This window comes from Pedobacter sp., from assembly GCF_041662865.1.
In the GTDB taxonomy this organism is placed as follows: Bacteria; Bacteroidota; Bacteroidia; order Sphingobacteriales; family Sphingobacteriaceae; genus Pedobacter.
Genome location: NZ_JBAZRL010000046.1, coordinates 1 through 26,888, shown reverse-complemented (window position 1 = coordinate 26,888; position 26,888 = coordinate 1). Strand labels below are relative to the sequence as shown.

The following is a 26,888-nucleotide window of genomic DNA, read 5'->3' as shown; positions in this document are numbered from 1 at the left end:
AGCATATTATGAGAATTATACCCTTTATGAGGTCGGTTCTATATTGTTTTCTGTAAAAACAACTAATTCAAACGGAGTCATACATAATGAAGCCCGAGAAACGACAGATACCATCTATAAGTATTTTATTGTTGAAAAGAACAAAAATATTGGTCTTGTATATGATTCTCTAAAAGTGGGTAATAAAAAACAGTTTAAACTAGATTCATTAAAAATTGATTTAGGAATCAATGTCGAGAATATGGAGATTTACGGGGTTCCTTTAGGTATTCCCAGTAAAACAAGAATAAATGCGAAAACTAAGAAAATAGAATTTGAAGAATATCACAGTAAGAAGCTGAAAAATGATGCTGACACTATCTTTAGATTTTATGATGATAAGTTGAAAAAATTTGATTTTTCATTCTCACCTGCATTGGATAAAGAAAAGGGAAATAAATTAATCAAATCGCATTTTGTATATCTTCAGGAAAAAAAGACAGCATCAAAATCGCCATATATAACAAGAATTGATTTTGTTGATTATATAGAAGAAATAAAAGTCAATTACTCTAATGATTTGATTAATCTGTTTGAGCAATTTAAAAAAGATAGTCATACATTAGACTTAAAATAATATTTACTGGGTATTAATTATTGTTAATATAAAAAATCTTTTTTACGAACTTATTATATTTATAGGCACTACCCTTGTTATTTGTTGGGGCAGAATGTTAAACTAACGCAATTGTGAATTTGTGGATAAATTTCTATCGAATTAAAACCAAATAGTTGCTAGCTTGTTCTATCAAAAAATAGGATTAATTACTGATAAAAAAGTCCTGTGAACGGGGGATCCGTGAAGGGCAGGCACACCATAAATAAATCAATTTTATAACAGTTTTATTAAGGCTTTTCGAGTAAATCGGGAAGCCTTTTTTATGCCCAACCTGTACAGAGCAGTAAACAAACATTGCACAGGTTATGCCTTAAGCCTTCCTTCGTATTAAGGTTTTATTAACACCACAATTAATCCGCGTCAAGTCCGCATTATCATGTAGTAATGCGGACTTGACGCGGACTCTATGCGGACTTAATACGAACATGACCTAAACTAAACCTGAGTTATTCACATAGATAATACTAACACAATCGTCTTTGGAAGAAGGATCTTCCCCCAACTTTGGCAATCTCCCACATGCTAAAAACAATAACAATTAGGAGATTGCTTCGTACCTCGCAAAGACGACTGCCCTACAATTCCTCCCAAACCACAACCCATTCCAAAGAACGTCATACGGCCTTGTAGCATCCCAAAGGAGAAAGCAATCCAAACTTGTGAAGACACGTTCAAAAACCAGTATCCAAAACAGAATGCAGTTCCGATATTTCATCGGGACCTTATTCTGTTGCTCTTAAAGTTTTGATAGCTTAATCCGAGCTACCTCCCTTTTCCTGATTGTTTAATTAAATATAAAGATATGAGCCTTGATTTTATTCATAAGCGTTTATGTTTTTATCGGTATTCATGCTCTCGCAAGCTCGGGATGTTTCTTTTCTATCAAGAGAAAAGAAAGAGCCATAGCGGCGGCGAGCTAAAAAAACAAAATGATCGCTTTCCCGAAAATCGGGATAAGCCATGCTTCGCAAAGATGCGACTATAAGAAAAACCTCAAATTTGTTTTTCGCCTTAATTTAAGGTAAATTACACCCTATATTTACCATATAAACATTGGATTTCAAAGATTTTAATTTCAACCCTGAACTTTTAGAGGGTTTAATGGCAATGGGTTTTAAAAACGCAACGCCTATACAGCAACAAGCCATTCCGCTTATTTTAGCTAAAAAAGATTTAATTGCATGCGCACAAACTGGTACCGGTAAAACGGGTGCTTTTTTATTGCCAATAATGAATTTGCTAACTCAAAAACACGAACGTCATAACGAAGTGCTTATTCTAACACCTACAAGAGAATTAGCGCAGCAGATTGATTTGCAAGTCGAAGCACTTTCATATTTTACTAATATTAGTTCCCTAACCGTATATGGTGGTGGCGATGGTATTGCTTACGAACAACAAAAGCGTTCTATGCGTGAAGGTGTTGATATTATTATTGCAACACCAGGCAGATTAATTTCTCATTTATCATCTGGTTTGTTAAAGATGGATAAACTAGAATATTTGGTATTAGACGAGGCCGATAGAATGCTAGACATGGGTTTTTACGATGACATTATGAAAATTGTGGGTTACTTACCACAAAATCGCCAAACGGTAATGTTTTCGGCTACCATGCCTCCAAAAATTAGAAAACTAGCAGCTACTTTATTAAAAGAACCTGAACAAATAAGCTTAGCCATTTCAAAACCTGCTGAAGGCATCAATCAACAAGTTTATTTTGTTTTTGATGATCAGAAAGTTCCTTTACTTACTGAAATGTTAAAATCGGCTACGTACAAACGAATTATTGTTTTTGCGGGACGAAAAGAGAAAGTAAAAGAACTCGGTAAAGTTTTTAAAAAAATAGGATTAAAGGCAGCAGCTTTTCATAGCGATTTAGAGCAAAAAGATCGCGAAGCAATTATGCTTGATTTTAAAAATAGCAAACTAGATGTGTTAATTGGGACCGATGTTTTAAGTCGTGGTATTGATGTGACAGGCATTGATTTGGTGATTAACTACGATGCGCCACAAGATCCAGAAGATTATATTCACAGAATTGGGCGGACAGCAAGAGCGGAAACAACTGGAACTGCCATCACCTTAGTTAACAATAAAGACAAACGTAAATTAGCCAATATTGAGAAGTTAATTGAACGCCAAATTGATAGAATGCCTTTGCCAGAAAATTTAGGCGAAGCACCAAAAGATGAACCTGCAAGCACAAGTGATAAGCCATACGTTAAGAAAAAGAAGTTTTTTAAGAAGAAACCTAAGCCTAGCGTTTAGCTAAAGCTCGACCATTAAGGAATTAAGTCAAATTAAAAAACTTCAATTTCTTAATGGTAAATTAAGCTTACTTAACTTCGATGAAGTTGTTGAAATCAAAATTCTATTCAAATTCTTAAGTATTATTACTTAAGAATTTTCTTAAGTAGGTTAAAGATAATAGGTGGCGTAAAGTTTTTAACTGCACTTATTAGCTTTGGCATTATTATTTTCGGAGGGGCTATATCATTTGATTTCCCTTTTCTGCCTACAAACAAAGTGCTATGGCCATCATCATTTAATTCATTAGCGGGACGCCCATTGGTATAATAATATAAGGCAATTGATTTTCTGCTCCGATCTGGCGGACAGGTAAGCGGGTCAGGATGTCCATGATAAGAGAAATCTGTGGTAGAAAAAATTGCAACACGATTAAATATTGGCAATAGTTTTCTTTGAGCACTAACCATACTTTTATCCCAAAGTTCAAAAAATCCACCATAACTTTCTTCCCAATCCTTGTTCAAATAAACTAATAGATTTATTCTCCTATCTAAGTTTGTTGTTATGTGTTTGTTAAAATCTGCATGAATTTTCAAGTATCCGCCAGGTTTAATTTCATGATATCCGCCGCCATAGAAATAAGGATCTGGCAATAAAATCTCTTTTATCCCTGTTAGTTCTTGTAAAAATTCGAGGATTGGTTGAGAATTGAGGTAATGGCAAATCAATTTTGTGTACTCACCAAAATTTGCTTCGCCTTTTGCTCCTAACTTTTTTTCATTAAGATTATCAAAAACATTAACGTTACTTTTAGTCGAAAGGTCTGGAAATTCACCCAATACTTTTGACAAAATTTCTTCATCAAAAAAGTTATCTATTACAATGTTCGGAAATGGTTTTGCATTAGCATATTCTTCATGCTTTTCTTTTGCAAGCTTTCGCAGATCAGTAATATTTTTATTTAGGTAAACCATATTTGAGTAGTTGATACTCAAAAATAATATTATTTGTTAGTTTAAATTATTTTAATCAATTCTTTATTCACGATTTTTAGGAAAAAGATCTGGTAAGGCAGATAATAAAATTACTACCTTTAACTATGCAAAACCTACCACCTTTAGCCGAACGAATGCGCCCTCAGAATTTGGACGAATACGTTGGGCAGCAACATTTGGTGGGTACAGATGCAGTTTTACGCAAGGCGATAGAAAGCGGGCAATTACCATCCATTATTTTTTGGGGACCGCCTGGAGTTGGTAAAACCACCTTAGCTTATATTATTTCTCAAAGTTTAGATCGCCCGTTTTTTAACTTGAGCGCCATAAATTCTGGCGTTAAAGATATTAGAGATGTTATAGATAAAGCAGCTGCTTTAAAAGACAGTTTTTTAGGATTACCTATTTTATTTATAGATGAGATCCATCGTTTTAGCAAAAGTCAACAAGACAGTTTATTGGGCGCAGTAGAACGTGGTTTGGTTACTTTAATTGGTGCTACTACAGAAAACCCAAGTTTTGAAGTAATATCGGCTTTGCTATCGCGATGTCAGGTTTACATTTTACAAGCGTTAAGTGAAGATGAGTTAGTGAGCTTACTGCAAACCGCCCTAAAAAAAGATGTGATTTTAAAAGAGAAAAACATCAATATAAAAGAGCATGAAGCTTTAATACGTTTATCTGGCGGTGATGCTCGTAAATTATTAAACGTTTTAGAAATTGCGGTTAACGGAATTGGCGGTGATAAAATTGAATTAACTAATGAGAATGTCCTCGCCCATGCGCAACAAAACTTAGCCCTATACGATAAAGCTGGCGAACAACATTACGATATAATTTCAGCGTTTATTAAATCCATCCGTGGCAGCGACCCAAATGCTGCTGTATACTGGTTAGCCAGAATGATTGAAGGTGGCGAAGATCCATTATTTATTGCTCGTAGATTGTTAATCTTGTCATCTGAGGACATCGGCAATGCCAACCCTAATGCATTATTATTAGCAAATAATTGTTTTACGGCAGTAAATGTAATTGGTTTTCCCGAAGCTCGAATAATACTTTCACAATGCGTAACTTACTTGGCGTCAAGCGTTAAAAGCAATGCGAGTTATGAAGCTATAAATAAAGCACAGGCTTTGGTGAAACAAACTGGTAATTTGCCAGTCCCATTACATATTCGCAATGCGCCAACAAAGTTGATGAAGAACATTGGTTATGGAAAAGATTACCAATATTCGCATAGTTATGAAGGTAATTTCTCTCCACAAGAGTATATGCCTGAAGAATTGAGTGGAACAAAATTATATGATCCGGGTAAAAATCCAGCAGAAGAAAAACTGAGAGAGAAACTAAAACAGAATTGGAAAAACAAATACAATTATTAATATGCTATCAACTTTTTTAAACCACCAGTGGAAAGACTTTTGGCGCAGCCGAAATAAAGCTGGCAGTATTGCTGCAAATATTCTTCTTGGTTTTTTTATGCTCTACTTTTTAGTGGTAGCAATTGGTGTTGGCTTTTGGATGGCAATTATTATTGGAAAAGCTTTTCCAGGGCAAAATGAAATTACCGTTTTTAATGGCTTTATTTTATACTACTTCTTATTTGATCTTGCCGTTCGTACACAAATGCAAGAACTCCCAACGCTAAGCATTGTGCCTTATTTGCATCTTAATATACCTAAGAAAACAATTGTTAATTTCTTAAATATTAAGTCGTTGTTCTCATTCTTTAATCTATTACCACTATTTATTTTTATTCCTTTTAGTGTTATAAAAATTGGCTCAACATACGGCGCACTAACCTCATTCATGTATGTGTTATCCATTTTTTCACTTGTTATTTTTAATAATTACTTGGTTTTATATTTAAAGCGTAAATCCATTAATAGTTTTATTTATTTCATTTCTATTATAGGTTTAGTTGCTGCTTTAGCGGCTTTAGATTATTATAAAATCATCTCGGTGAGGAATGCATCGAATTTCATATTTGTGGCAATTACAAAATATCCTTTTTTAGCACTCGTTTTTACGTTAGCAGCAGGGCTGATATTTGTAATCAATTCTAAATATCTACGCTCAAATTTATATACTGAGGAATTAAGCACTAAAGATGATAAGAAAGTAAGCACGGATTATGCTTTCTTGAATCGTTTTGGAAGAGTAGGAGAATTAGCTGCATTAGAATTGAAATTAATTCTTCGCCACAAGCGCTCAAGAAGTTCTATTTTAATGGGTTTTGCCTTTTTAGCCTATGGTTTTATTTTCTATAAGGAAAAAATGATTGCTAATGATGATTTTGGTAAAATGCTTTTCGCTGCTGTATTCATGACCGGTATCTCCATTATATCTTACGGTCAGTTTATGTTTGCTTGGCAAAGCACTCATTTTGATGGGCTTTTAGTGAACAAAATCGATTTCAAAAACTTTATTAAAGCTAAATTCTTATTGTTTACCATCAGCTGTACTATTATTACTGTACTGGCTAGTTTTTATGGTTTTATGAGTTATAAATTACTCTTACTTCATTTAGCAGCCTATCTATATAACATCGGCTTTGCCACAGTAATTGTATTATATTTTGCTACATTAAACTACAAACGATTAGATATTACCAAAAGTGCTAGTTTTAATTGGCAAGGCGTAGGTGCCACACAGTGGATTTTAGGATTGCCCTTTATTTTAATTCCAATTCTAATTTATGTTCCTTTCGGAATAATGAATAAACCCTATTATGGGTTAGCCGCAATTGGATTATTTGGATTGATTACTCTTTTGATGCGCAATTTTTGGATTAATTTGCTCGTTAAAAAATTTGAAAAACAACGTTATAAAATAGCCGAAGGCTTTAGAGAATAAGATATGTTAACATTTAAAAACTTAAAGAAAACTTACGGCGGTAGAACCGTAGTAGACATCAATAATCTGAACATTCGTTCTGGTGAAACCATTGGTTTAGTTGGAAATAATGGCGCTGGTAAAACTACTCTCTTCAGAATGTTGCTAGATTTAATTAGACCTGATAGCGGTGAAATATTATCTAAAGATCAAAACGTTGCACAGAATGATCATTGGAAAGATTATACAGCTTCTTACCTAGATGAAGGGTTTTTAATTGATTATTTAACACCAGAAGAATACTTCACTTTTATAGGAAGTCTGCATAATTTAAGTGTGGCGCATGTTGCTGATTATTTAAAACAGTATGAAGAATTTTTTAATGGTGAGATTTTAAATCGCGGCAAGTACATTAGAGATTTTTCTAAAGGAAATCAAAATAAAATAGGGATTGCTGCAGCGCTGATGCAAAAACCAGAATTGCTAGTATTAGATGAGCCTTTTGCTAATTTAGACCCTACCACTCAAATTAGACTTAAAAGTTTACTAAAATCTTTAAAGAGCACACACCGCTTAACTACTTTAATTTCTAGTCACGATTTAAACCATGTAACTGATGTTTGTGATCGCATTATTTTGTTAGAAAAAGGGTTAATTATCAAAGATTTCCATACAGATGAGAATTCATTAAAAGAGTTGGAGGCCTATTTCTCAGAATAGAGATTGTAACAATTGTATAGTATTATGGTCAATTTGATGCCCAACTTGTGGCATCAAATTGACCATTTATTTTTATAGGCATTTGCAGAAATTACGTGATACTGTAAGTTAAAGTACAGTAATACAACAGATAAAATACTAATATATTTTAATTTGGGTGCTAAGCTTTAATTGGCATTACCTTTGAATACTTCATTTTATTAAATTAAAAAATAACTAAAATGATGACTTCAAAATTCAAAATAGCGACATTAAGTATTGCCTTATCAATAGGTGCAATGACTTTTCAAAGTTGTGACAGTTTAACTAACACACAAAAAGGTGCAGGTATTGGTGCTGCTGCCGGTGGTGTAATTGGTGGTATAATTGGTAAAAAAGCAGGTAATACTGCTGTTGGTGCTATAATTGGTGCTGCTGTTGGTGGTACTGCTGGTGGTTTTATTGGTAAACGTATGGATAAGCAAGCTGCTGAAATTCAGAATGCAATACCGAACGCTGAAGTTATTCGTGAGGGTGAAGGTATTATTGTAAAATTTGATAGTGGTATTTTATTCGACTTTGATAAGTTTGCTTTAAAAGAGGCTGCTAAACAAAATATTCAATCTTTAGCAAGTTCATTAAATCAATATCCAGGTACTGATATTAAAGTTATTGGTCATACTGATAGCCGTGGTACTGAACAATATAACATGGGTTTATCTGAAAAAAGAGCTGCTGCAGTTAAAGCTTATGCTGTTTCTCAAGGTGTACCATCATCTCGTTTAATTACAATTGGTAAAGGTTTTGCAGAACCAATTGCAGATAATGCAACTGAAGAAGGTAGAGCTGCTAACCGTAGAGTGGAGATTGTAATTGTTGCAAATGATCAATTGAAAAAAGAAGCTGCCACTCAAGGCAAATAAGTTAAAAATTTATATCTACCTATAAATATAAAACCCTGTTGTATTCAGTTACTTCAGGGTTTTTAATTTTACTTTCTTTCGAATTGTCATTCCGACTTTGGAGGAATCTCTTAGGAAGAAGAAAAAGTAGAACACATATTAAAATTCTTCGCTGCGCTCTGGATGACAAATAATTACTAAGAATAAATATCTTCGAAATACGTAATAGCAAGACTTTTAAGTAATAATTCTTGTTCCATTAAAGCATAAGACGGAATTGGTTTAATTAATTTCCAATGCGGCCACCCATCTTGATCTAATCCTTCTAGTTCATAGAAGCCCATTTCACTTAATAAACGGCAAGTAGCTATATGCATTAATTCTTCTTTTTGCCTTTTGCTGTATTTACCAGGACCTTTGCCCAATTCTTGTACCCCAATTAAAAATAAAATTACCTTTAAGTCGGGCGTATCCGAATCAAATTCCTTAGCAATTTTTTGTTGCAAGGTTTTCCATTTGGCATGTATTTCTGCTGGCTTCATGTTACAAATATACATTTATAGCAGCTTTATGACCTAGAGAATAACGCACATATACGTCAAATTTTTAGCTTTGTGTTATGAACAGTAAAATCAATACTGGCCTTTTGGCTTACGGCATGTCTGGCAAGGTATTTCATGCCCCATTTGTGAGTACACATCCCGGTTTCAACTTTGTTGCCGTAACTGAACGTAACCAAAAACAAGCTGTTAAAGATTACCCATCAGTTAAAAGTTACAACAGTGTTGAAGAATTATTAGCTGATGATTCTATTGAATTGGTCATCATTAATACTCCAAATTTTACACATTACGAGTACGCTAAACAGGCTCTACAAGCTGGGAAACACATTTTAGTAGAAAAGCCCTTTACTGCTACTAGTGCACAGGCCAAAGAATTATTTGCTTTAGCTAAAAGCATAGGCAAAAAGGCATTGGTTTATCAAAATCGTAGATATGATAGTGGATTTAATTCGGTAAAAAAAATTATAGAAAGTGGTAAGCTTGGCAAATTAGTAGAAGTTCATTTTCGTTATGATCGCTATAGAAACGAAATTAGTCCTAAGTTTTTTAAGGAAGAACCTTATCCTGCTAGTGGTTTATCATATGATCTTGGCCCGCACCTTTTAGATCAGGCGATTTGTTTATTTGGTAAACCTAATAGCTATCATAAAGTATTAACTAAGAATCGTGTTCACACAAAAGTGGATGATTATTTCGCAATACAATTAAGTTATCCTAATGATTTGAATGTGTTTTTAACCGCTAGTATGTTAGTTGCAGATATTCTATCTGCCTTTGTATTAAATGGAATGATGGGTTCATTTAGTAAGAATCATGCCGATGTACAGGAAGAACAGTTACTAAAAGGAATAAAACCTACTGATGAAAAATATGGAATAGAAAATGCAGCTGATGCAGGTAAACTTACTTTGGTTACCGAAACTGGCGGTAGAACAACTGAATTTATTCCTTCAGAAAAAGGAGACTACACTGGTTTGTTTGAAGCTGTTTATCAAAATATAGTTAATGATGTTCCTTATCCGATAACGGAAGATGATATTATTACACAATTAGAAATTTTAGAAGGATAATCAGTATAATTTATACTTTTGAGCACCAAATATAAATACATGACAGATTACCAAATCGGTTCGGGACAATTGTCTTTGGCCGTTATTGAAAATATAATTCAGGAGAAGAAAAGGATTAGTTTATCTGATTTAGCAATTGAACGCATTGAAAAATGCAGAAAATATTTAGATGATAAATTAAACAGAAATGAAGATCCGATTTACGGGATTAATACTGGATTTGGCTACTTACAACATGTAAAAATTGAAGCTGAAAATCTCACACAACTTCAGCATAATTTATTGTTATCTCACGCTTGTGGAACAGGGCAAGAAGTACCTAAGGAAATTGTAAAACTAATGCTTTTGTTGAAAATACAATCGCTAAGTTACGGTCATTCTGCAATTGCTTTAAGTACCGTACAACGTTTGGTAGATTTTTACAATCATGATATTTTACCAGTAATTTATACCCAAGGTTCATTAGGTGCTTCAGGAGATTTAGCTCCCCTAGCGCATTTAGCTTTGCCTTTAATTGGTGAAGGAGAAGTTTGGTATCAAGATGAAAAAATCAGCAGTGCTGAATTAAATAAAAAATTAAATTGGAAGGCACTTACCTTACAAAGTAAAGAAGGCTTAGCTTTAATTAATGGCACTCAATTTATGAGTGCTTATGGTACATTTTGTTTATTAAAAGCGCAAAAACTTTCAGCATGGGCTGATGCAATTGCAGCTATTTCTATTGATGCATTTGATTGTAGAATTGATCCTTTTTTAAATTTAAGTCATGTAATTAGGCCACATCAAGGGCAGATTGCAACCGCGGAAGCTATTAAAAATTGGCTAGAAGGAAGTGAATTAATAGCGAGAAAAGGCAAACAAACGCAAGACCCCTATTCTTTTCGTTGTGTGCCACAGGTTCATGGCGCAAGCAAGGATAGCATTAATTATATTCAATCGGTTTTCGAAACAGAAATGAATTCCGTAACGGATAATCCTAATGTTTTTCCAGATGAAGATTTAATTATTTCTGCAGGGAATTTCCATGGTCAGCCCTTGGCATTAACTTTAGATTTTTTGTGTTTGGCATTGGCCGAATTAGGTTCAATTTCGGAGCGCAGAACTTTTCAACTAATTTCTGGAACTCGAGGATTACCACCATTTTTGGTTAAGAATGCCGGATTAAATTCTGGTTTAATGATTACACAATATACTGCAGCATCTATTGCAAGTGAAAATAAACAACTGTGTACACCGGCATCTGTTGATAGCATTGTAAGTAGCAATGGTCAAGAAGATCATGTAAGCATGGGCGCAAATGCTGCAACGAAATGTATTCGAGTTGTAGAGAATTTAGAAAGAATTTTGGCTATAGAACTGTTAACAGCAAGCCAAGCACTAGAATTAAGATTACCAGAAAAATCATCGGTTAAAATTGAGGAATTGGTGAGTAAATATCGTGAACTTGTTTCTTTTAATGAGGCGGATAGATTTTTAGCAAATGATATTAAAGCGAGTATTGAATTTATAAGAACTGCCGTTATCTAAAATCGTCATTGCGAGCAAAGCGAAGCAATCTTAAAGCAATAGTCTTTAAACCAAAGCTGTAGGATTGCTTCGTGCCTCGCAATGACGAGTAGTTTACTTCTTATACATTTGGTTCAAATTAACCGCAGGCATTTGCACTGTTGTTTGATCAGAGAAAGAGCCTTTGCAATTATCAATCTTAATATTTTCCACTTTAACATCTGCTACATCGAAAGTGTTTATAGTTAGATTTTTAACTGCATAAGCTTTGCTTTTATCCTCATAACTGCTAATCTCTATATTGCTTTTGCCATGAGTTTCAATTGATAAACTCTCATATGAATTATTTTGAGTTTTGAAATCTGTACCATTCAGTTTTACAGTTAAAGATTTTATATCAACATTTGATAGATATAAGTCCTTTACCTCTTCCGTATTTATGGTTAAAGATTTCAATTCTAAATCGTTTTGCAAACTAATTGAGCCCGATTTCTTTACATTTAAAATTAAAGAATCCAATTTGGCATCTAAATACACACTGTTTGCATTTGAAACAATTACCTGCTTAATATTTGGAGCATAAACCCATATTGTAGTATAAGAATTGTTGTTTTTTGCTTGTTTATTTTTACTAAAAGCAATTTGCAATTGCCCATTTGCATCAACGTTAAAATTGATAACGTCTTTTAACTCTTTGGGAATTTTTACACCAAACTTTTCATCTTTAATAATATTAACATAGATGCCCAATCTTTTAGCATCCTCAATATTTATTGATTCAAATGAAGTAGCCATTGCTTTGCTTTCCATATTTTCAGTTGGGGTGCTAAAGTTGTCCACTTTTCGAACCATATCCGCAAGGTTTCTATCATTACCTTCTTTATAATATACTCGAGAAACATAAATCATTCCCATTAAAGGAATAAGAATCAATGCTAATGCAAATCCGATTAATAATTTATTGCTTAATTTCATTTCTTTAAGGATTAAAAGTTTCTTTTACAAAAGTGTTGTAGCGGTTTTCCAATTCATCAAACCCGATGTTTAGTAAATACATATTACGGAAAACAACAGGAAGTTCATCGGCCATAAATTGAGTTTTCCTATAGCTTTTTACATGTGCTATTGCATCATCTGCTACAAAAAAACCAATGCCTCTTTTGTTATTAATTATATTTTTACTTTGAAGTAATTCGTAGGTACGCATTACTGTATTTGGGTTTACCTCTAACTCCACAGCCATTTCCCTAACCGAGGGAACTTTTTCATCTGCCTTCCATTTGCCAAGCAAAATATGCTCGCAAACGTATTCAGCTATTTGAAGGTATATTGCCTTATTATCTCTAAATTCCATATCTATACCATTTAAAATTAAACCTCTTTTTCTTTAAGGCGCACATAAGTAAGGCTCCAAAAAATTAGCGTGAGCACAACCAATAGAAGTGTTAGCCATATTTCCGCACTATCTCTTCCAGAAAAATTACGTGTTGTTTGGTTAATAGGAGATCTATCATCAAACAGTAATTTTCCAGATTTAATAATAATTGCTGTCCAAATTCCAGAGAAAACCATAACCGATATAGCGGTTTTAATGTAGTGGAATTTGTTAAAATAAACAGAACCTAAAAGAAATACACTGGTGACAAAGAAAGGAGCGTAATAGATAGGTAAAAACTTATCATTACCACTATCATTTTTTAAAAAGAAGTATGCTAAGTTATCAGTTACATTTGTAACTATATTACCATCTACATCTGTATAGGAACTTGAAGTAGTATTAACATCATAGATACTTTTCAACTTAGCTAAAAATGCCAAATCTGTTAGGTAAAATATTACTATAAAACTAACTGTGCTTAATATGGTGGTAAATATAATTCCTGTTAAAAACTTCTCAAAAGTTGATGCAGGTATCATTAAATCTATAATCGCCTTTGGTTTTTGACCTAAATGAGCAAAATAGTTACTTGCAATTACGGTAATAAACAAGAAGCCAAAAATTAAAAATAATGGTTCTCTAAATTGAAGCGATCTTTCATGAAAAGGCTTTACTTCTGTAATATATCCCCATAGTGAAAAACTATAAAAGGTAACAATTACTCCTAGCGCAACCGCTAACGTAATCAGGTAAATTTTGCCAAATTCTAGCCATTGTCTCTTTAACAAAAGACCAAAACGTTGTATATTAAATGTATTGTTCATGTCTGTTTAAGATTTAATTGAAAATTGGTTTTAATTTATTTTTTTCTGCTAGTACTGCGTTAAATAATAACTCTAAATCAAGTTTACTATCTTCTTGATGAAAGTTTTGTACTACTGCATTATAACCAGCTAAAGAAGGTTCGGCATAAATTACCTTATCATCTATTTCCTTTACGCGTTTAAAGCAAAGTTTGTCGGTAATTTCATCAACCGATGCTTTTAAGGCTACTTTACTTTCATCGAGCATAATTACAGTATCAATTAAATTATCTAAATCTCGTACTTGATGTGTAGAAATGATAATGCAACGATCATCTGTTAAAGCGGATGCCATAATTTTACGGAACTGCGCTTTTGAAGGAATGTCTAAACCATTAGTTGGCTCATCCATAATTACCAATTTAGCTTGTGTGGCTAAACCAAAGGCGATGATAACTTTCTTTTTTTGCCCATAAGACATGTCGATTAATTTTTGCGCTACTGGAATATCAAATTCTGCTAATAGAGCCGTAAAATACGGATGATCAAAATTTGGATAAAACCCTGCATTTGCTTTTACATACGCGTCAATTTTAATAGATGGTAAATAAAACTCTTCAGGGATAAAGCAAATTTCTGCTAATAAAGCAGGTTGTCGCTTTGATGGGTCATAGCCCATAACATCCATTGACCCGCTGTCTGCGTAAACCAATCCTGCGATGTTTTTTAATAAGGTTGATTTACCTGCACCATTTTTCCCTAGTAACCCATAAATATGTCCAGTGCTTAATTGCATACTCATATTTTTGAATAACAGTTGATTTTTGCGGTAACCAAAATTCAGGTTGTTAATTTTAATCATATTCTACTGTATTAGTTAAATAATACACTACAGTATAATGTTATTTTGAAACCACCAAATTATTTGTGAAAAAAGTTTTTCTTTTGTCATTCAGATCATCGCGAAGAATCTCCAATAGGAATTTATGATAGGGATCCTTCACTGCGTTCTGATGACAACAAGGCACAAAAAAGCCTCAGATTCACAGATTTTAAATCTGTGAATCTGAGGCTACTCTTTTTTGCGTCATGCCCAGGTTGACTGGGCATCCTAAAACGATTGAAGGTTCAACGCATTACGATTCCCGCTTTTGCGGGAATGACGCAACCGCTACAAAAGCGGAACACTAATTCCGAAACTTACATTACGTCCTGAATTGTAAATCCCGGCAGGCTTATATCTGCTTAAATGATTATAATATAATTTATTGCCTAAATTTTGTCCGGTAACCCATAAGTTGATCTTGCCATTTTTAACTTTTAGCGAAGTTCCAATACCAGCGTCTAATAAGGTATAGCCATCCGTTTCAGTTTCAAAACTATCAAAACGATCTTGTTTAAAAACATTAGTTAATCCAATCTTTATAAAACTATCCTTCAATCCTTTAATAGTTGGCTCGAAGCGAAGTTCATTATTTAAACTTGCAGCCGGAATAAAAGGTAAAGCAGTATCGTTTGCTTTGTTAGTTCCTTTTACATAAGCGAAGGTATTTTCGAAATGCAATGATTTAATTAAATGGAAATCTATAGAAGCCTCCCCACCCAATAGTTCTGCATCAGTTTGCACATAACGATACAATGGTAATGAAGTTGTCGTACCATCGTCTTCTAAAAAAGGATGAGTTTCATTATTAAAGTTACCAGGATAAATATAATTGTAAATGCGATTACTGTATGCATTTAAGCCAACTGTTACTTTTTCAGCATTGTATTCTAATCCTAAATCGAATTGTAAACTGGTTTCTTGTTTCAAATTACTATTACCAATTTCGTATCTAAATGTACCTTCATGACGGCCATTTGCTCCTAACTCTGCAATGTTTGGTGCTCTAAATCCCGAGCCGGCATTTCCTTTTAAGTTTAGGTTTTTTGCGATTTCAAATGCAAAACCAAGTGATCCAGAAATATTAGAAAACCTATTGTTAAATGCTGTAAACACTTGGCTTCCATCAGCAATCAAATCACTACCATCTACATTTTTATAATCATAACGAATACCTGCATTAATAGCTCCGTTTTTAAAATTACGTTTCAAATACGCAAATGCACCAATATTATCACTGGTATAATCTGGTATCAAAAACTCATCTCCACTGTTTAAATTGGTTTGGTGCATTCCTTGCACACCAAGAGTAGGCTCCCAAACACCACTGTTTGCGAAAGAGTATTTCACATCATAGGTATAAGAATTCAACCCTAAATTTAAACCTGGCTCGGTTGCACTTTCTTCAAATTCTTTACGAATGTTTCGTTGAAAAGCCAACGTAGTTTTCAATTGTCCGCCACCTAAAAGGATGTTACTATTTAAAGCCGCACGATAATGATTGATATTTTGGAATGGAAGATCAAGTTTTCTAGTTCGTGCTTCTTCCTTGGTGATTACTACACCATTTTCATCTTCATAATCGCCATTAGCATTTGGACCGTTTTCTACCAAACCAACATTTGTGCTAAACTTCGATAAACTTAAATGTGCATAACCCCAAGTTTTGTTTAAACCTAACATTCCACTGAAATTAGTTTCATTAAAACCAGAATTTGGCACTGTTTTATCGCCATAGCTAAAACCATACGCATTTTTATAGGATGCACGACCGCGATAAACGAAACCATTTGTATTTCCTTGCAACATTAAAGAAGATGCAGTTAAACCATTGTTTGTACTATAACTCGTAGTAAAGTTTCCATTAAAATCTCCAGGTGCTGGTGCTAAATCATCAATAATATTAATAACTCCACCTAAGGCATCAGAGCCATACAATAAACTTGCAGGACCTTTTAAAACTTCTATTCTATTAGCAGAAAATTGATCGACTTCAACACCATGTTCATCTCCCCATTGTTGGGCTTCTTCTCTTGCACCATCAACAATAGTTAACACACGGTTATAACCCAAACCTCTAATAGATGGTTTTGAAATTGCGCCACCAGTTGTTACTTGAGAAATACCAGGTACTTTTGCAATTGCATCTATAATATTTGTTCCCGCAGCCTGTGCTAACTTTTCTCTATTTACAGAAACTACAGCTAAACTGTTTGTTTTGTTATTGGAACTATAGGGCGTTCCTGTAATTACCACTTCGGCACTTTCAATAACAGATTGTTCTAGCTCAAATGTAATTTGATTATTTGAAGCCAAATCAACTTGTTTTGAAGTTGTTTTATAACCTACATATCTCACCTCAACTAAAAACTTTCCTTTAGAGGGGACATTTGTAAATATAAATTCGCCATTGGCGTTTGTGATAGTGGTTGCTTTTAAATCTGAAATGTAAATTGTAGCGCCAGAAAGCGGCTCTTTAGTAGTGGCATCAATAACTTTTCCTTTAACTTCAGCTAATTCTGTTGCTAAAACTGGTATAGAAAAACAGGCAAATAGTACAACCATTAATAGGCGTATCTTGTTCATAATAATATATTTTTAAAGATAAAAACAGTGTATTAGCATAAAAACTAATATCTGTTCATCAGATAATTAAAATAATAAGGAGAAATAAGCTTTTGCTTATTTAATTTGCGGGATACTACGACAAATTTGGTGGACCTCTAAGCGAGGTTGAAATAAGTTCTGTATAAGAACTAGTTACGATAGCAATATTTTTTGGCATCAGCTTACTTGTTAAATAAGCGATGTGAGTAGAAGAAGTAATCGTATAATTTTTTTCGAAATGGGCAGCGCAAATTAAACAGGTATCTTGCTGTGTTTTTAGATGCAGCTTGTGAGTACAATGCTTTTCAGCCGCTGTATCTACAACTTGTTGGTGATGATGCAAAGCGCTCCAAGGAGTAATCGCAAGGGAAAACACCCACAGCATAATTACTGCTAAAAACTTTTGGATATGTAAACGCTTCTTTTTCAATTTCAAAAGCAAACCTAAGCAAATAACATAAATTTCCTACATTTGGAATTGTAACATTGCCTTGATATTACCAATCAACGATGACTATAGAAATAAATCTATTTAAAAAGATAAAAAAAATGCAGAAAAATAATCTGCATTCTTATTACTTACTTACTTACAAGGAAATGTCTTTAAATAAAAAATAAAATAATATTAAAAATATCGAACTCATAAAAATTAATCTTAACAGACTTTTTTTCTTATTGAACTGTCCTGAAAACTTCAAATTTTTATCTTTAATGAGGACAGAATATATGATTAAGATTAGTGATAATACTGAAATAGTTAAAATTAAATATTCAGAAAGCAAGTGTAAAAACTGAAGAATTACAGTCAAAAACAACAGAGAAATACCTAGTATTTTTGCTGATTTTTTGAAATTAATGCTTTTAGTAATCATATGATCGAATATTAATCTGCTTTTACTTTCTTGCAGTCATCAAAATCATAACTACAAATTTGACCCATACTAAATTGCAATAGTGCTGCAGCACCATGGCAAACTATTGCACCAACACCTAATGTCCCAACATCAATAGTTAAACATGCTATATGAGCACCAGCACCTGTTGCCGTAGCCACACCCATACAAGCTATATATTTACCTAAACAGTGATTGTCTATAGGCTCTTCTCCACCGCCCTCAATATCAAAACAGAAACTTTTCCTTTAATACTTAAAGGGGTTGATAATGAAATTAAAGAAGAATTAATAAAAGCTTTCAGAGAAATCTCTGAATTACTCTTAAGAGCGTACTTTTTATCCAAAAACTTAATTCTTTTAGATTGGATCGTGGCCCATTCTAAAAAATTTGAATAAGACTTAAATCCTAAAGCCTTCGCTAACAATTCTACATCTAGAACGCTCTTATCTTGAATTTTCATCAATCGTTTTATCTCCGGGATATCCAATTTAAGATTAAACACATCTACCTCACTTTTTAAAAAATTCAAATATGTTGTATCTGATTTTAACAGCCTTGCATTTTGTACATTTAAATAGGCCTTAGGTGTAACGGCAATGTCGGATACCTCAATATCTTGAGAAACACCCTTTTTACATGCATCAAAAACAAGAATTAAACCTGCAATCATTATGCTGATTAAATAGTAATGTTTTTCATTGGTTGTCTATTTAGTTATTCACTAAACTTAAACATTAAAAATGATCAAACCTATTATTATAATGCTTATATAGAATTTCCTTTAGTTTATCAATTCAAAATACTATTTATCTTTCCTACATTTGGAATTGTAACATTGCCTTGATATGACGACTAACATTGAAGAAAGTTTAAACCTGAAAATTAAGCAAACACCTACTGGAAACACATTAACTTGTAAAGGCTGGGTGCAAGAAGCTGCCTTAAGAATGTTGTTAAATAACTTAGATCCAGATGTTGCCGAACGCCCAGAAGATTTAATTGTATACGGAGGTAGAGGAAAAGCTGCTCGCAATAAAGAAGCATTAGTTTTAATTATAAAAGCCTTAAAAAACTTAGAGGATGATGAGACCTTACTCATCCAATCGGGTAAACCAGTTGGCGTTTTACCTACACATAAAGATGCGCCACGGGTTTTAATTTCTAATTCGCAACTCGTACCAAAATGGGCAACGCAACAACATTTTGATGAGTTAGAAGATAAAGGTTTAATGATGTATGGTCAAATGACGGCCGGCTCTTGGATTTATATTGGCTCACAAGGAATTGTACAAGGCACCTATGAAACCTATTCGGCTCTTGCCAAAAAACATTTTCAAAGCAATTTAAACGGAACATTAAATGTTACCGCTGGATTAGGTGGAATGGGTGGGGCACAACCTTTGGCCATTACCATGAATCAAGGGGTTTGCCTAGCGGCAGATGTAGAAGAATGGCGTATTAAAAAGCGCTTAGAAACTAGATATATTGATGAAATCTCTTATAATATTGATGAGGCAATTGATAAAGCATTAACTTATAAAAATGAAAATAAAGCAATTTCAATTGGTGTAGTTTGTAATGCCGTTGAGCTTTTACAACGATTAATCGATAGAAATATCGTTCCAGATACCTTAACCGATCAAACTTCTGCTCACGATCCATTAATTGGCTATTTCCCAGAAGGATTATCTGTTGAACAAGCAAATGTATTGAGAACAGAAAATCCGGAGGAATATACCAAACGTTCTTATGCAACAATGGCAAAGCATGTTCAACAAATGTTGGAATTGCAAAAACGTGGTGCAATAACTTTTGACTATGGCAATAATTTACGTGGTCGAGCTCTAGAAGCCGGTGTAAAAAATGCATTTGATTTCCCAGGTTTTGTACCTGCTTATATTCGTCCTTTATTTTGCGAAGGAAAGGGACCTTTCCGGTGGGCAGCTTTAAGTGGAGATCCACAAGATATTTATGAAACTGATAAATTAATTCTTGAACTTTTTCCAGAAAATGAAAGTTTACGCCAATGGATTACGGTGGCTCAAGAGCGCATTGCTTTTCAAGGTTTACCAGCTCGTATTTGTTGGTTAGGTCAGGGTGAAAGAGAAAAAGCTGGTTTGGCATTTAACAAGTTAGTAGCCGAAGGAAAAGTGAAAGCTCCGATTGTGATTGGTCGTGATCATTTAGATACTGGCTCGGTAGCTTCTCCAAATCGTGAAACGGAAGCAATGTTGGATGGCTCTGATGCTGTAGCCGATTGGCCAATTTTAAATGCGTTAATTAATACTGCAGGTGGTGCAAGTTGGGTTTCTTTGCATCATGGTGGTGGTGTTGGTATCGGTTATTCTATCCACGCAGGAATGGTAATTGTAGCCGATGGAACCGAAGATGCAGCTATCAGAATTAAACGTGTGTTGCATAACGATCCTGCAATGGGTGTTATCCGCCATGCGGATGCAGGTTACGACATTGCGAAAGATACGTTGAGAAAACATCGATTAGGATTGAAATAATTTTATAAATATTTATACTTTCTCTTATTTTGATTAAGTTTGTTAACAAGGAAATGGTGTCTTCCTACTTGAACCGCCCTAAAAAGCTGATGACGCCTGGTTATGAATGTAAACACATTTAATCAGGAGAATTATGTCATTAGAAAACAAAGAATCAATCAGTAGAAAAATCAATCTCAATCTTCGTGTTTTTTTCAGGAAATACCCTGCAGTACCATATTTATTAAAATGGCTTTTATTGAGCTTAATTATTGGTAGTTTAATTGGCACAGCATCGGCTGGATTTCTGCAATCTTTAAATTGGGCAACTAATTTCCGAGAAAATCATTTATGGATAATTGGTTTCTTACCAATCGCAGGTTTACTTATTGGTTTGCTTTATTATTATTGGGGCAAAGATGTTGAAGCAGGAAATAATTTATTGATTGATACTATCCACGAACCTAAACAAATCATCCCTTTTAAAATGATGCCATTTGTCTATTTAGGCACAATAGCTACACATTTATTTGGTGGTTCGGCAGGACGAGAAGGCACAGCTTTGCAAATGGCTGGTGCAATTGCCGACCAACTGACAAAACCCCTAAAACTAACTGCAAATGAACGAAGAATACTAATTATTGCAGCCATAGCAGCAGGTTTTGGTTCAGTCTTTGGAACCCCATTGGCTGGCGCCATATTCGGAATGGAAGTTTTTTTGATTGGAAGGTTAAAGTATGATTCTATTTTTCCAGCATTTGCATCTGCAATTATTGCCGATTTAGTTACTAAACTTTGGCATACACAGCATACTAATTACCACATCAATATAGTTCCAAACATTTCCTTAGTAACTTTAATCTATGCCGTAATTGCGGGGATCATTTTTGGTGTATGTGCAGCAACTTTTAGTAAAGCTTTACAGCATCTCACCAAACTCTTTAAATCAAAAATCAAATACCCACCATTGCGGCCCTTAATTGGAGGCTTAGTTTTAGTTGCTATTATTTATGCTTCGGGCAGCACAAAGTATATTGGCTTGGGTATTCCAACTATTATAGAATCTTTTAATCAACAATTACCCCCTTACAGTTTCGCTATAAAAATGGCACTAACCATTCTTACTTTGGCTGCTGGTTTTAAAGGCGGCGAGGTAACTCCACTCTTTTTTATTGGCGCAACATTGGGCAGTGCGCTATCGCTGTTTATGCCATTACCTGTTGGACTTTTAGCCGGAATGGGTTTTGTAGCCGTATTTGCAGGAGCAACCAACACTCCTTTGGCGTGTATACTCATGGCAATGGAATTATTTGGTAGCGAATGTGGTGTTTATGTAGCTATTGCCTGTTCAATCTCTTATTTGCTTTCTGGCCCGACCGGAATTTACGGTAAACAAGTAGTTGGAGAAGCTAAGCATAGCCGATTTAAGAATTACATCAACAAAAGAATTAGCGAGATTTGATAGATTAACTGGAATAGTTATTACCCTTATTTTATTGCAAATTCGTGATAAATAAAGTCTTAATTTTGAGTGGTTTCGGAAACCAAGAACACATTTTTTACGTTTTTAAAGAAAAAGAAAATGGCAACTCAAGCGCAAATCAAAAAAGGTTATATCGATTATGTTTTAACACATAATGAGCAACCTAAATCAGTTTATAGTTTTGTTAAAAAATTAAAGATAACAGAGGCTGATTTTTATGCTTTTTATGCTTCGTTTGAGAGCATAGAAAAGAATATTTGTTTTGAGCTTACTGTAGAAACCATTGATGAAATTCAGAAACAAGAACTTTGGGAGTCATATTCTTCGAGAGAAAAAATGTTATCTTTTTTTTATTGCTATGTTGAATTGCTAAAAACCCAAAGAAGCTTTGTAATTTATAGTTTAAAAAAACAGCCAAAACGTTTAGCTACCCCAACTGTTTTATCGGGTGCCAAACCAATATTTGAAAACTTTGCTGAACAAATTATTAATGAAGGCTTAGAAAGTGGCGAGTTAGCTGATCGTAAGTTTTTTGCAAAGCGATATAAAGATGCGATTTGGGTTCAGTACGCTTTCATTTTAAATTTTTGGATGGATGATGATAGTAATGGATTTGAAAAGACGGATGAAGCAATTGAAAAAGGTATTCAAGTTACATTCGATTTATTTCAGCGTTCTCCAATAGACAACCTTTTCGAATACGGAAAATTTCTTTCGCAAAACGGAAAGTTGAAAGAAAAAATGGGGTTTTAAAAACTAAATGAAAGCACAAGAAACAATGCCTACCACCAAGGTAGAGCGTTCTGCGAAATTTGTTAAAACAGGTTTTCAGATCGGCGGCAATTACATTAAACATTATTCTAAAAAATTATTCAATCCAGAGCTTAGCCGCGATGAATTGAACGAAGATAACGCATCCGACATTTACAATTCTTTAAGCGAATTAAAAGGTTCTGCTTTAAAGATTGCACAAATGTTAAGTATGGATAAAAATATCCTGCCAAGAGCTTATGTAAATAAATTTACGCAATCTCAATACAATGCGCCACCACTTTCAGGGCCACTCATTGTACGTACATTTACCAAAAGTTTCGGCAAAACACCCGAGAAAATATTCGATAAATTTAACATCAAATCTACTCACGCTGCTTCTATCGGTCAAGTACATGAGGCCGAATTGAACGGTAAAAAACTAGCCATCAAAATTCAATATCCAGGTGTTGGCGATAGTATTTCTTCTGATTTGAAATTGGTAAAACCTTTTGCTTTTCGATTATTGGGAATGAGCGAGAAGGAGTTGAATATTTACATTAAGGAGGTTGAAGAACGCTTGTTAGAAGAGACAGACTATGAACTAGAAGTTAGAAGATCTATTGAATTTTCTGAAGCCTGTAAAAACCTAACAGACGTTGTTTTTCCAACCTATTACCCTGAACTTTCTAGTAGTAGAATAATTACGATGGACTGGATTGAAGGCATGCATTTAAAAGAATTTTTAAATACCAATCCTTCTCAAGAACTGAAGAATAAGATTGGACAAGCCTTATGGGATTTCTATAATTTTCAGCAGCACGAATTGAGAGCTGTTCATGCAGATCCGCATCCAGGTAATTTCTTAATTACGAAAGATCAAAAATTAGGCGTAATCGATTTTGGCTGTATCAAAGAGATGCCTGATGATTTTTATGAGCCTTTTTTCTCATTAACCTCAACTGATTTGTTTGAGGATAAAGAAGAAACCATCAAGGCTTTTAGAAAGCTCGAGATGATTTTGCCCAATGATACCCCTTCTCAAATTGAATTCTATTACAAAGCATACAAAGAGATGATTAGTCTGTTTGCAAAGCCTTACACAACCCCTACATTTGACTTTAGTCAAAATGAATTTTTTGAAGCATTATATGGGTATGGTGAGAAAGTTGCTAAAATGCCAGAATTTAAACAAGCTCGTGGAGTAAAGCATTTTATCTACATTAATCGAACAAATTTTGGCTTGTATAATATTTTACATGAATTAGGTGCTGCTGTTAAAACAGATACGTTTAAGCCTCATGTTAAAAGCAACTAACAAAAAGTTGGCTTTATTTGTTACGTAAACAACGATCATGAAAATACTTTTAACTGGTGCCAATGGATATATTGGAACAAGAATACTTCCTGTTCTATTAGAATTAGGGCATGAGGTAGTTTGTATGGTTCGAGACCAAAGACGTTTTGCTTTAGAAAGTGATTTTGGTGATAAAGTTCAAATCGTTACCGGTGATTTACTAGCTCCTGAAACTTTAAAAAATATCCCTAAAGATATCGACGCCGCTTATTATTTGGTTCATTCTATGTCTGGTAGTGGCGATGATTTTGCAGATCTTGAGCTCAAATCAGCCCAGCATTTTGTTCAACAAATCCAGCATACCAATTGTAAGCAAATCATCTATTTAACTGGCATTGTAAACGATGAACAGTTGTCAAAACATTTAAGTTCTCGTTTAGCTGTTGAGGATGAATTGAAGAAATCTGGCATTGCCTTTACCATATTAAGAGCGGCAATTATTATTGGCTCCGGCTCCGCTTCTTTCGAGATCATTAGAGATTTAGCAGAAAAACTACCTGTAATGGTTGCCCCCAAATGGGTGAGAACTAAATGCCAACCCATTGCCATTAGAGATGTTTTAGGGTATTTAAGTGGGGTTCTTGGGAACGAAAAAGCTTATAAACAGGTTTTTGATATAGGTGGCCCAAACATTTTAACCTACAAACAAATGATTTTGCAATATGCAGAATCTAGAGGTTTAAAAAGATATATACTTACCGTTCCTGTTTTAACACCTAGGCTGTCTTCGTTGTGGTTAAATTTGGTAACTGCAGTTCCCTATGCTTTGGCAAGAAGTTTAGTAGACAGCATGAAAAATGAGGTGATTTGCCAAAATGACCATATTAAAAAAGTAGTACCTAAAACTTGTCTTACTTACAAAGAAGCATTAAAGTTAGCTTTCGAAAAAATTGAACAGAATTCTATTGTAAGCAGTTGGAAAGATGCTTTAAACAGAGGTTATTTAGAAACCTCTTTTATGGACCAAGTTAAAGTGCCACAAAATGGCACAGTAGAATATAAAGTTAAAATGCCCTTTGAGCGCAAGGCGGAAGAAGTTTTTGAAAACATTTGGGGCATTGGTGGCAGTCGGGGCTGGTATTACCTAGATTGGTTATGGAGCTTGCGAGGCTTTTTAGATAAAATGTTTGGTGGCGTGGGAACCAGACGTGGCCGTACAAGTAATACTACCTTACAAGCAGGTGATGTGTTAGATTTTTGGAGAGTTCTATTAGCCGATAAAACCAATAAACGTTTGTTGCTTTACGCAGAAATGAAAGTGCCTGGCGAAGCTTGGTTGGAATTTAAAATTATTCAATATCATGGCAAATCATATCTCTCTCAAATTGCCACTTTCAGGCCGCATGGCTTATGGGGCAGAATGTATTGGTATGCCATGTTTCCTTTTCATTTGATATTGTTTAAAGGAATGGCAAAACAGATTACCACTTACAAGCCTAAGTGATTAGTAAACTGTTTACAATCTTTCTAATAGCCAGAGCTTAAGACTGCTATTATTACTGCCTTTGTGGTAGTTATACAACCTTTTCAATTCGAAATGATCTAATCTTGATAATAAGCATCAAAAAGCTTGTTTCTAAATTTATAACCTGGATCGTATTTCTTTTTCAATTTGAAAAATTGTTCAGCGTTAGGATATGCTTTTAAAAATTGCTCTTTAGTAGCATGAATTTGATAGGGCAAATAATAAGACCCTTCCTCTGAAAGTGCAACATCAATCAATTGCTGTGTCCATTCCATCACCTTTTTCTTATCCTTATCTGTTACACCCTGTTTATAGTAAATTACAAATGCAAAAACTTCTGTTTTAGCCCATGCCATTATTGAGCCTGGATCTTGCTTAGCATGCCTAATGGAAATGTTCATTACATTAACTTCATTTTCCTTAAGGATTTTAATCAGTTTAGGATAAAAAGAATCAAACTTCTCTACTGGAACAAAATACTCTTCCAAAACATATGTTGCTTTGTTCCTTGAGCTAGGTTCAAGTTCCTTAACATCATAAGTCGCCTCATAATTTCTCCACTCAACAGGATTATTTTTATAGTAAATCGGATTAATAATTATCTTTCTAATCCATTTGCCAAAAGATGAGCCTGAAACAGTTTTAATTGCAAAACGATTCATCGCAAAACTTCCATCATTAGGTTTTAATCTATCTTTTATGGTTAATTCTTTATCTGTTTTACTATAGGAAATCGCTCTTATTTCATCGTAGGTATTTGGGTAAATGTCTGCATTGTGAAAAACTATTTTATCATTATTTCTAATTGTTGATGTGAAATATTTATAATAATCTTTAATATCCATCACTTTATCACTCCTTTCTAATTTACAATTATCAGTTAATGAAAATGTTACTTCTGCAATTACTCCAATTCCACCGTATCCTCCAATTATAGCATAAAAAATTTCTTTATTTTGGGTTGCGCTAGCCATTACAAAATTTCCATTGGCTAAAATTACTTTTATGCTTTTCACCGATAAAATAATTGGTCCTTGCCCAACATATCTTCCATGTACGTTCACACTCAATGAACCTCCGACTGTGAAATTTGCATAGGTTTGCATAATTTTTACAGAAAGGTCATGTTTATCAATAAATTGAATTAATTCCCTCCATCTAATTCCTGCTTGTACAGTAATTTCTTTTTGCTCTTTTGAAAAGCTAACAATATGATTGTACTTTCGCATATCTATCTGCAATGCATTTTCAGTAGCCGTTTGCCCGCCCATGCTAAATCTACCACCTCCA

Annotated in this window: 24 protein-coding genes and 1 riboswitch; of the genes, 13 read left to right on the top strand and 11 right to left on the bottom strand. The window is 34.0% G+C overall.

The window, feature by feature from the left end; translation table 11 throughout:
- A partial coding sequence (locus WC622_RS13500) for a hypothetical protein (RefSeq protein WP_372820226.1) occupies positions 1-616 on the top strand: 616 nt, incomplete at its 5' end.
- Positions 617-1,711: 1,095 nt separating this feature from the next.
- Complete coding sequence (locus tag WC622_RS13495) at positions 1,712-2,929, top strand: DEAD/DEAH box helicase (RefSeq protein ID WP_372820225.1); 1,218 nt, start codon at positions 1,712-1,714, stop codon at positions 2,927-2,929.
- Between the two features lie 125 nt (positions 2,930-3,054).
- Here WC622_RS13495 and WC622_RS13490 read toward each other — a convergent pair whose 3' ends face one another.
- Entirely contained in the window at positions 3,055-3,885 is an 831-nt protein-coding gene (locus tag WC622_RS13490) for a 2OG-Fe(II) oxygenase (protein WP_372820224.1), read from the bottom strand.
- Between the two features lie 125 nt (positions 3,886-4,010).
- Between WC622_RS13490 and WC622_RS13485 the strand changes: the two genes are divergently transcribed.
- From WC622_RS13485 to WC622_RS13470, 4 genes are all read left to right on the top strand, one after another.
- Positions 4,011-5,291: a replication-associated recombination protein A gene (locus WC622_RS13485; RefSeq protein WP_372820223.1), complete on the top strand. Its 1,281-nt coding sequence runs from the start codon at positions 4,011-4,013 to the stop codon at positions 5,289-5,291.
- Between the two features lies 1 nt (position 5,292).
- Positions 5,293-6,765 (top strand): DUF5687 family protein, encoded by a 1,473-nt coding sequence (locus WC622_RS13480; RefSeq protein WP_372820222.1) that lies wholly within the window; start codon positions 5,293-5,295, stop codon positions 6,763-6,765.
- Positions 6,766-6,768: 3 nt separating this feature from the next.
- Positions 6,769-7,464, top strand: a complete 696-nt coding sequence (locus WC622_RS13475) for an ABC transporter ATP-binding protein (RefSeq protein ID WP_372820221.1) — start codon at positions 6,769-6,771, stop codon at positions 7,462-7,464.
- A 221-nt stretch (positions 7,465-7,685) separates the two neighbouring features.
- Positions 7,686-8,366: an OmpA family protein gene (locus WC622_RS13470; RefSeq protein ID WP_372820220.1), complete on the top strand. Its 681-nt coding sequence runs from the start codon at positions 7,686-7,688 to the stop codon at positions 8,364-8,366.
- 176 nt (positions 8,367-8,542) lie between these two features.
- On the opposite strand, the gene WC622_RS13465 is transcribed toward WC622_RS13470, so the two are convergent.
- The gene (locus tag WC622_RS13465) at positions 8,543-8,887 is read right to left on the bottom strand and encodes a hypothetical protein (RefSeq protein ID WP_372820219.1); all 345 of its coding nucleotides are present in this window, start codon (positions 8,885-8,887) and stop codon (positions 8,543-8,545) included.
- Positions 8,888-8,964: 77 nt separating this feature from the next.
- Between WC622_RS13465 and WC622_RS13460 the strand changes: the two genes are divergently transcribed.
- Complete coding sequence (locus tag WC622_RS13460; RefSeq protein WP_372820218.1) at positions 8,965-9,978, top strand: Gfo/Idh/MocA family oxidoreductase; 1,014 nt, start codon at positions 8,965-8,967, stop codon at positions 9,976-9,978.
- A gap of 39 nt (positions 9,979-10,017) precedes the next feature.
- A complete protein-coding gene (gene hutH, locus WC622_RS13455) occupies positions 10,018-11,505 on the top strand; it encodes a histidine ammonia-lyase (RefSeq protein ID WP_372820217.1) in 1,488 nt (495 codons plus the stop codon).
- A 93-nt stretch (positions 11,506-11,598) separates the two neighbouring features.
- Here hutH and WC622_RS13450 read toward each other — a convergent pair whose 3' ends face one another.
- From WC622_RS13450 to WC622_RS13415, 8 genes are all read right to left on the bottom strand, one after another.
- Positions 11,599-12,459 carry a GIN domain-containing protein gene (locus tag WC622_RS13450; RefSeq protein WP_372820216.1) on the bottom strand — a complete coding sequence of 287 codons (861 nt, stop codon included), beginning with the start codon at positions 12,457-12,459 and terminating at the stop codon, positions 11,599-11,601.
- 4 nt (positions 12,460-12,463) lie between these two features.
- Positions 12,464-12,838 (bottom strand): GntR family transcriptional regulator, encoded by a 375-nt coding sequence (locus WC622_RS13445; RefSeq protein ID WP_372820215.1) that lies wholly within the window; start codon positions 12,836-12,838, stop codon positions 12,464-12,466.
- Between the two features lie 17 nt (positions 12,839-12,855).
- On the bottom strand, positions 12,856-13,686 hold the full coding sequence (locus WC622_RS13440) for a hypothetical protein (protein ID WP_372820214.1): 831 nt from the start codon (positions 13,684-13,686) through the stop codon (positions 12,856-12,858).
- A 13-nt stretch (positions 13,687-13,699) separates the two neighbouring features.
- On the bottom strand, positions 13,700-14,527 hold the full coding sequence (locus WC622_RS13435) for an ATP-binding cassette domain-containing protein (RefSeq protein ID WP_372820213.1): 828 nt from the start codon (positions 14,525-14,527) through the stop codon (positions 13,700-13,702).
- Between the two features lie 309 nt (positions 14,528-14,836).
- Positions 14,837-17,134, bottom strand: a complete 2,298-nt coding sequence (locus WC622_RS13430; RefSeq protein ID WP_372820212.1) for a TonB-dependent receptor — start codon at positions 17,132-17,134, stop codon at positions 14,837-14,839.
- A 115-nt stretch (positions 17,135-17,249) separates the two neighbouring features.
- On the bottom strand, positions 17,250-17,585 hold the full coding sequence (locus WC622_RS13425; protein WP_372820211.1) for a hypothetical protein: 336 nt from the start codon (positions 17,583-17,585) through the stop codon (positions 17,250-17,252).
- A 453-nt stretch (positions 17,586-18,038) separates the two neighbouring features.
- Positions 18,039-18,215 (bottom strand): hypothetical protein, encoded by a 177-nt coding sequence (locus WC622_RS13420; RefSeq protein ID WP_372820210.1) that lies wholly within the window; start codon positions 18,213-18,215, stop codon positions 18,039-18,041.
- Between the two features lie 32 nt (positions 18,216-18,247).
- Positions 18,248-18,721, bottom strand: coding sequence for a hypothetical protein (locus WC622_RS13415; RefSeq protein ID WP_372820209.1), 474 nt, complete (start codon positions 18,719-18,721; stop codon positions 18,248-18,250).
- Positions 18,722-18,896: 175 nt separating this feature from the next.
- Here WC622_RS13415 and hutU point away from each other — a divergent pair, with 175 nt between their 5' ends.
- The 5 genes from hutU (at position 18,897) to WC622_RS13390 (ending at position 25,577) form a co-directional block, all read left to right on the top strand.
- Entirely contained in the window at positions 18,897-20,564 is a 1,668-nt protein-coding gene (gene hutU, locus WC622_RS13410) for a urocanate hydratase (RefSeq protein ID WP_372820208.1), read from the top strand.
- A gap of 40 nt (positions 20,565-20,604) precedes the next feature.
- A riboswitch (Fluoride riboswitch) is annotated at positions 20,605-20,670 on the top strand.
- 27 nt (positions 20,671-20,697) lie between these two features.
- Complete coding sequence (locus WC622_RS13405) at positions 20,698-22,005, top strand: voltage-gated chloride channel family protein (protein ID WP_372820207.1); 1,308 nt, start codon at positions 20,698-20,700, stop codon at positions 22,003-22,005.
- Between the two features lie 120 nt (positions 22,006-22,125).
- Positions 22,126-22,779: a TetR family transcriptional regulator C-terminal domain-containing protein gene (locus WC622_RS13400; protein WP_372820206.1), complete on the top strand. Its 654-nt coding sequence runs from the start codon at positions 22,126-22,128 to the stop codon at positions 22,777-22,779.
- A 7-nt stretch (positions 22,780-22,786) separates the two neighbouring features.
- Positions 22,787-24,094 carry an ABC1 kinase family protein gene (locus WC622_RS13395; RefSeq protein ID WP_372820205.1) on the top strand — a complete coding sequence of 436 codons (1,308 nt, stop codon included), beginning with the start codon at positions 22,787-22,789 and terminating at the stop codon, positions 24,092-24,094.
- A gap of 37 nt (positions 24,095-24,131) precedes the next feature.
- The gene (locus tag WC622_RS13390) at positions 24,132-25,577 is read left to right on the top strand and encodes an SDR family oxidoreductase (protein WP_372820204.1); all 1,446 of its coding nucleotides are present in this window, start codon (positions 24,132-24,134) and stop codon (positions 25,575-25,577) included.
- A gap of 98 nt (positions 25,578-25,675) precedes the next feature.
- On the opposite strand, the gene WC622_RS13385 is transcribed toward WC622_RS13390, so the two are convergent.
- On the bottom strand, positions 25,676-26,888 hold a 1,213-nt coding region (locus WC622_RS13385), incomplete at its 5' end, for an FAD-dependent oxidoreductase (protein ID WP_372820203.1).

Bases quoted from the DNA above. Each gene is read 5' to 3' on its own strand.
- WC622_RS13490 (WP_372820224.1), bottom strand. From the start codon at position 3,885: ATGGTTTACCTAAATAAAAATATTACTGATCTGCGAAAGCTTGCAAAA.
- WC622_RS13485 (WP_372820223.1), top strand. From the start codon at position 4,011: ATGCAAAACCTACCACCTTTAGCCGAACGAATGCGCCCTCAGAATTTG.
- WC622_RS13480 (WP_372820222.1), top strand. From the start codon at position 5,293: ATGCTATCAACTTTTTTAAACCACCAGTGGAAAGACTTTTGGCGCAGC.
- WC622_RS13475 (WP_372820221.1), top strand. From the start codon at position 6,769: ATGTTAACATTTAAAAACTTAAAGAAAACTTACGGCGGTAGAACCGTA.
- WC622_RS13470 (WP_372820220.1), top strand. From the start codon at position 7,686: ATGATGACTTCAAAATTCAAAATAGCGACATTAAGTATTGCCTTATCA.
- WC622_RS13465 (WP_372820219.1), bottom strand. From the start codon at position 8,887: ATGAAGCCAGCAGAAATACATGCCAAATGGAAAACCTTGCAACAAAAA.
- WC622_RS13460 (WP_372820218.1), top strand. From the start codon at position 8,965: ATGAACAGTAAAATCAATACTGGCCTTTTGGCTTACGGCATGTCTGGC.
- hutH (WP_372820217.1), top strand. From the start codon at position 10,018: ATGACAGATTACCAAATCGGTTCGGGACAATTGTCTTTGGCCGTTATT.
- WC622_RS13450 (WP_372820216.1), bottom strand. From the start codon at position 12,459: ATGAAATTAAGCAATAAATTATTAATCGGATTTGCATTAGCATTGATT.
- WC622_RS13445 (WP_372820215.1), bottom strand. From the start codon at position 12,838: ATGGAATTTAGAGATAATAAGGCAATATACCTTCAAATAGCTGAATAC.
- WC622_RS13440 (WP_372820214.1), bottom strand. From the start codon at position 13,686: ATGAACAATACATTTAATATACAACGTTTTGGTCTTTTGTTAAAGAGA.
- WC622_RS13435 (WP_372820213.1), bottom strand. From the start codon at position 14,527: ATGATTAAAATTAACAACCTGAATTTTGGTTACCGCAAAAATCAACTG.
- WC622_RS13430 (WP_372820212.1), bottom strand. From the start codon at position 17,134: ATGAACAAGATACGCCTATTAATGGTTGTACTATTTGCCTGTTTTTCT.
- WC622_RS13420 (WP_372820210.1), bottom strand. From the start codon at position 18,215: ATGGGTGTGGCTACGGCAACAGGTGCTGGTGCTCATATAGCATGTTTA.
- WC622_RS13415 (WP_372820209.1), bottom strand. From the start codon at position 18,721: ATGATTGCAGGTTTAATTCTTGTTTTTGATGCATGTAAAAAGGGTGTT.
- hutU (WP_372820208.1), top strand. From the start codon at position 18,897: ATGACGACTAACATTGAAGAAAGTTTAAACCTGAAAATTAAGCAAACA.
- WC622_RS13405 (WP_372820207.1), top strand. From the start codon at position 20,698: ATGTCATTAGAAAACAAAGAATCAATCAGTAGAAAAATCAATCTCAAT.
- WC622_RS13400 (WP_372820206.1), top strand. From the start codon at position 22,126: ATGGCAACTCAAGCGCAAATCAAAAAAGGTTATATCGATTATGTTTTA.
- WC622_RS13395 (WP_372820205.1), top strand. From the start codon at position 22,787: ATGAAAGCACAAGAAACAATGCCTACCACCAAGGTAGAGCGTTCTGCG.
- WC622_RS13390 (WP_372820204.1), top strand. From the start codon at position 24,132: ATGAAAATACTTTTAACTGGTGCCAATGGATATATTGGAACAAGAATA.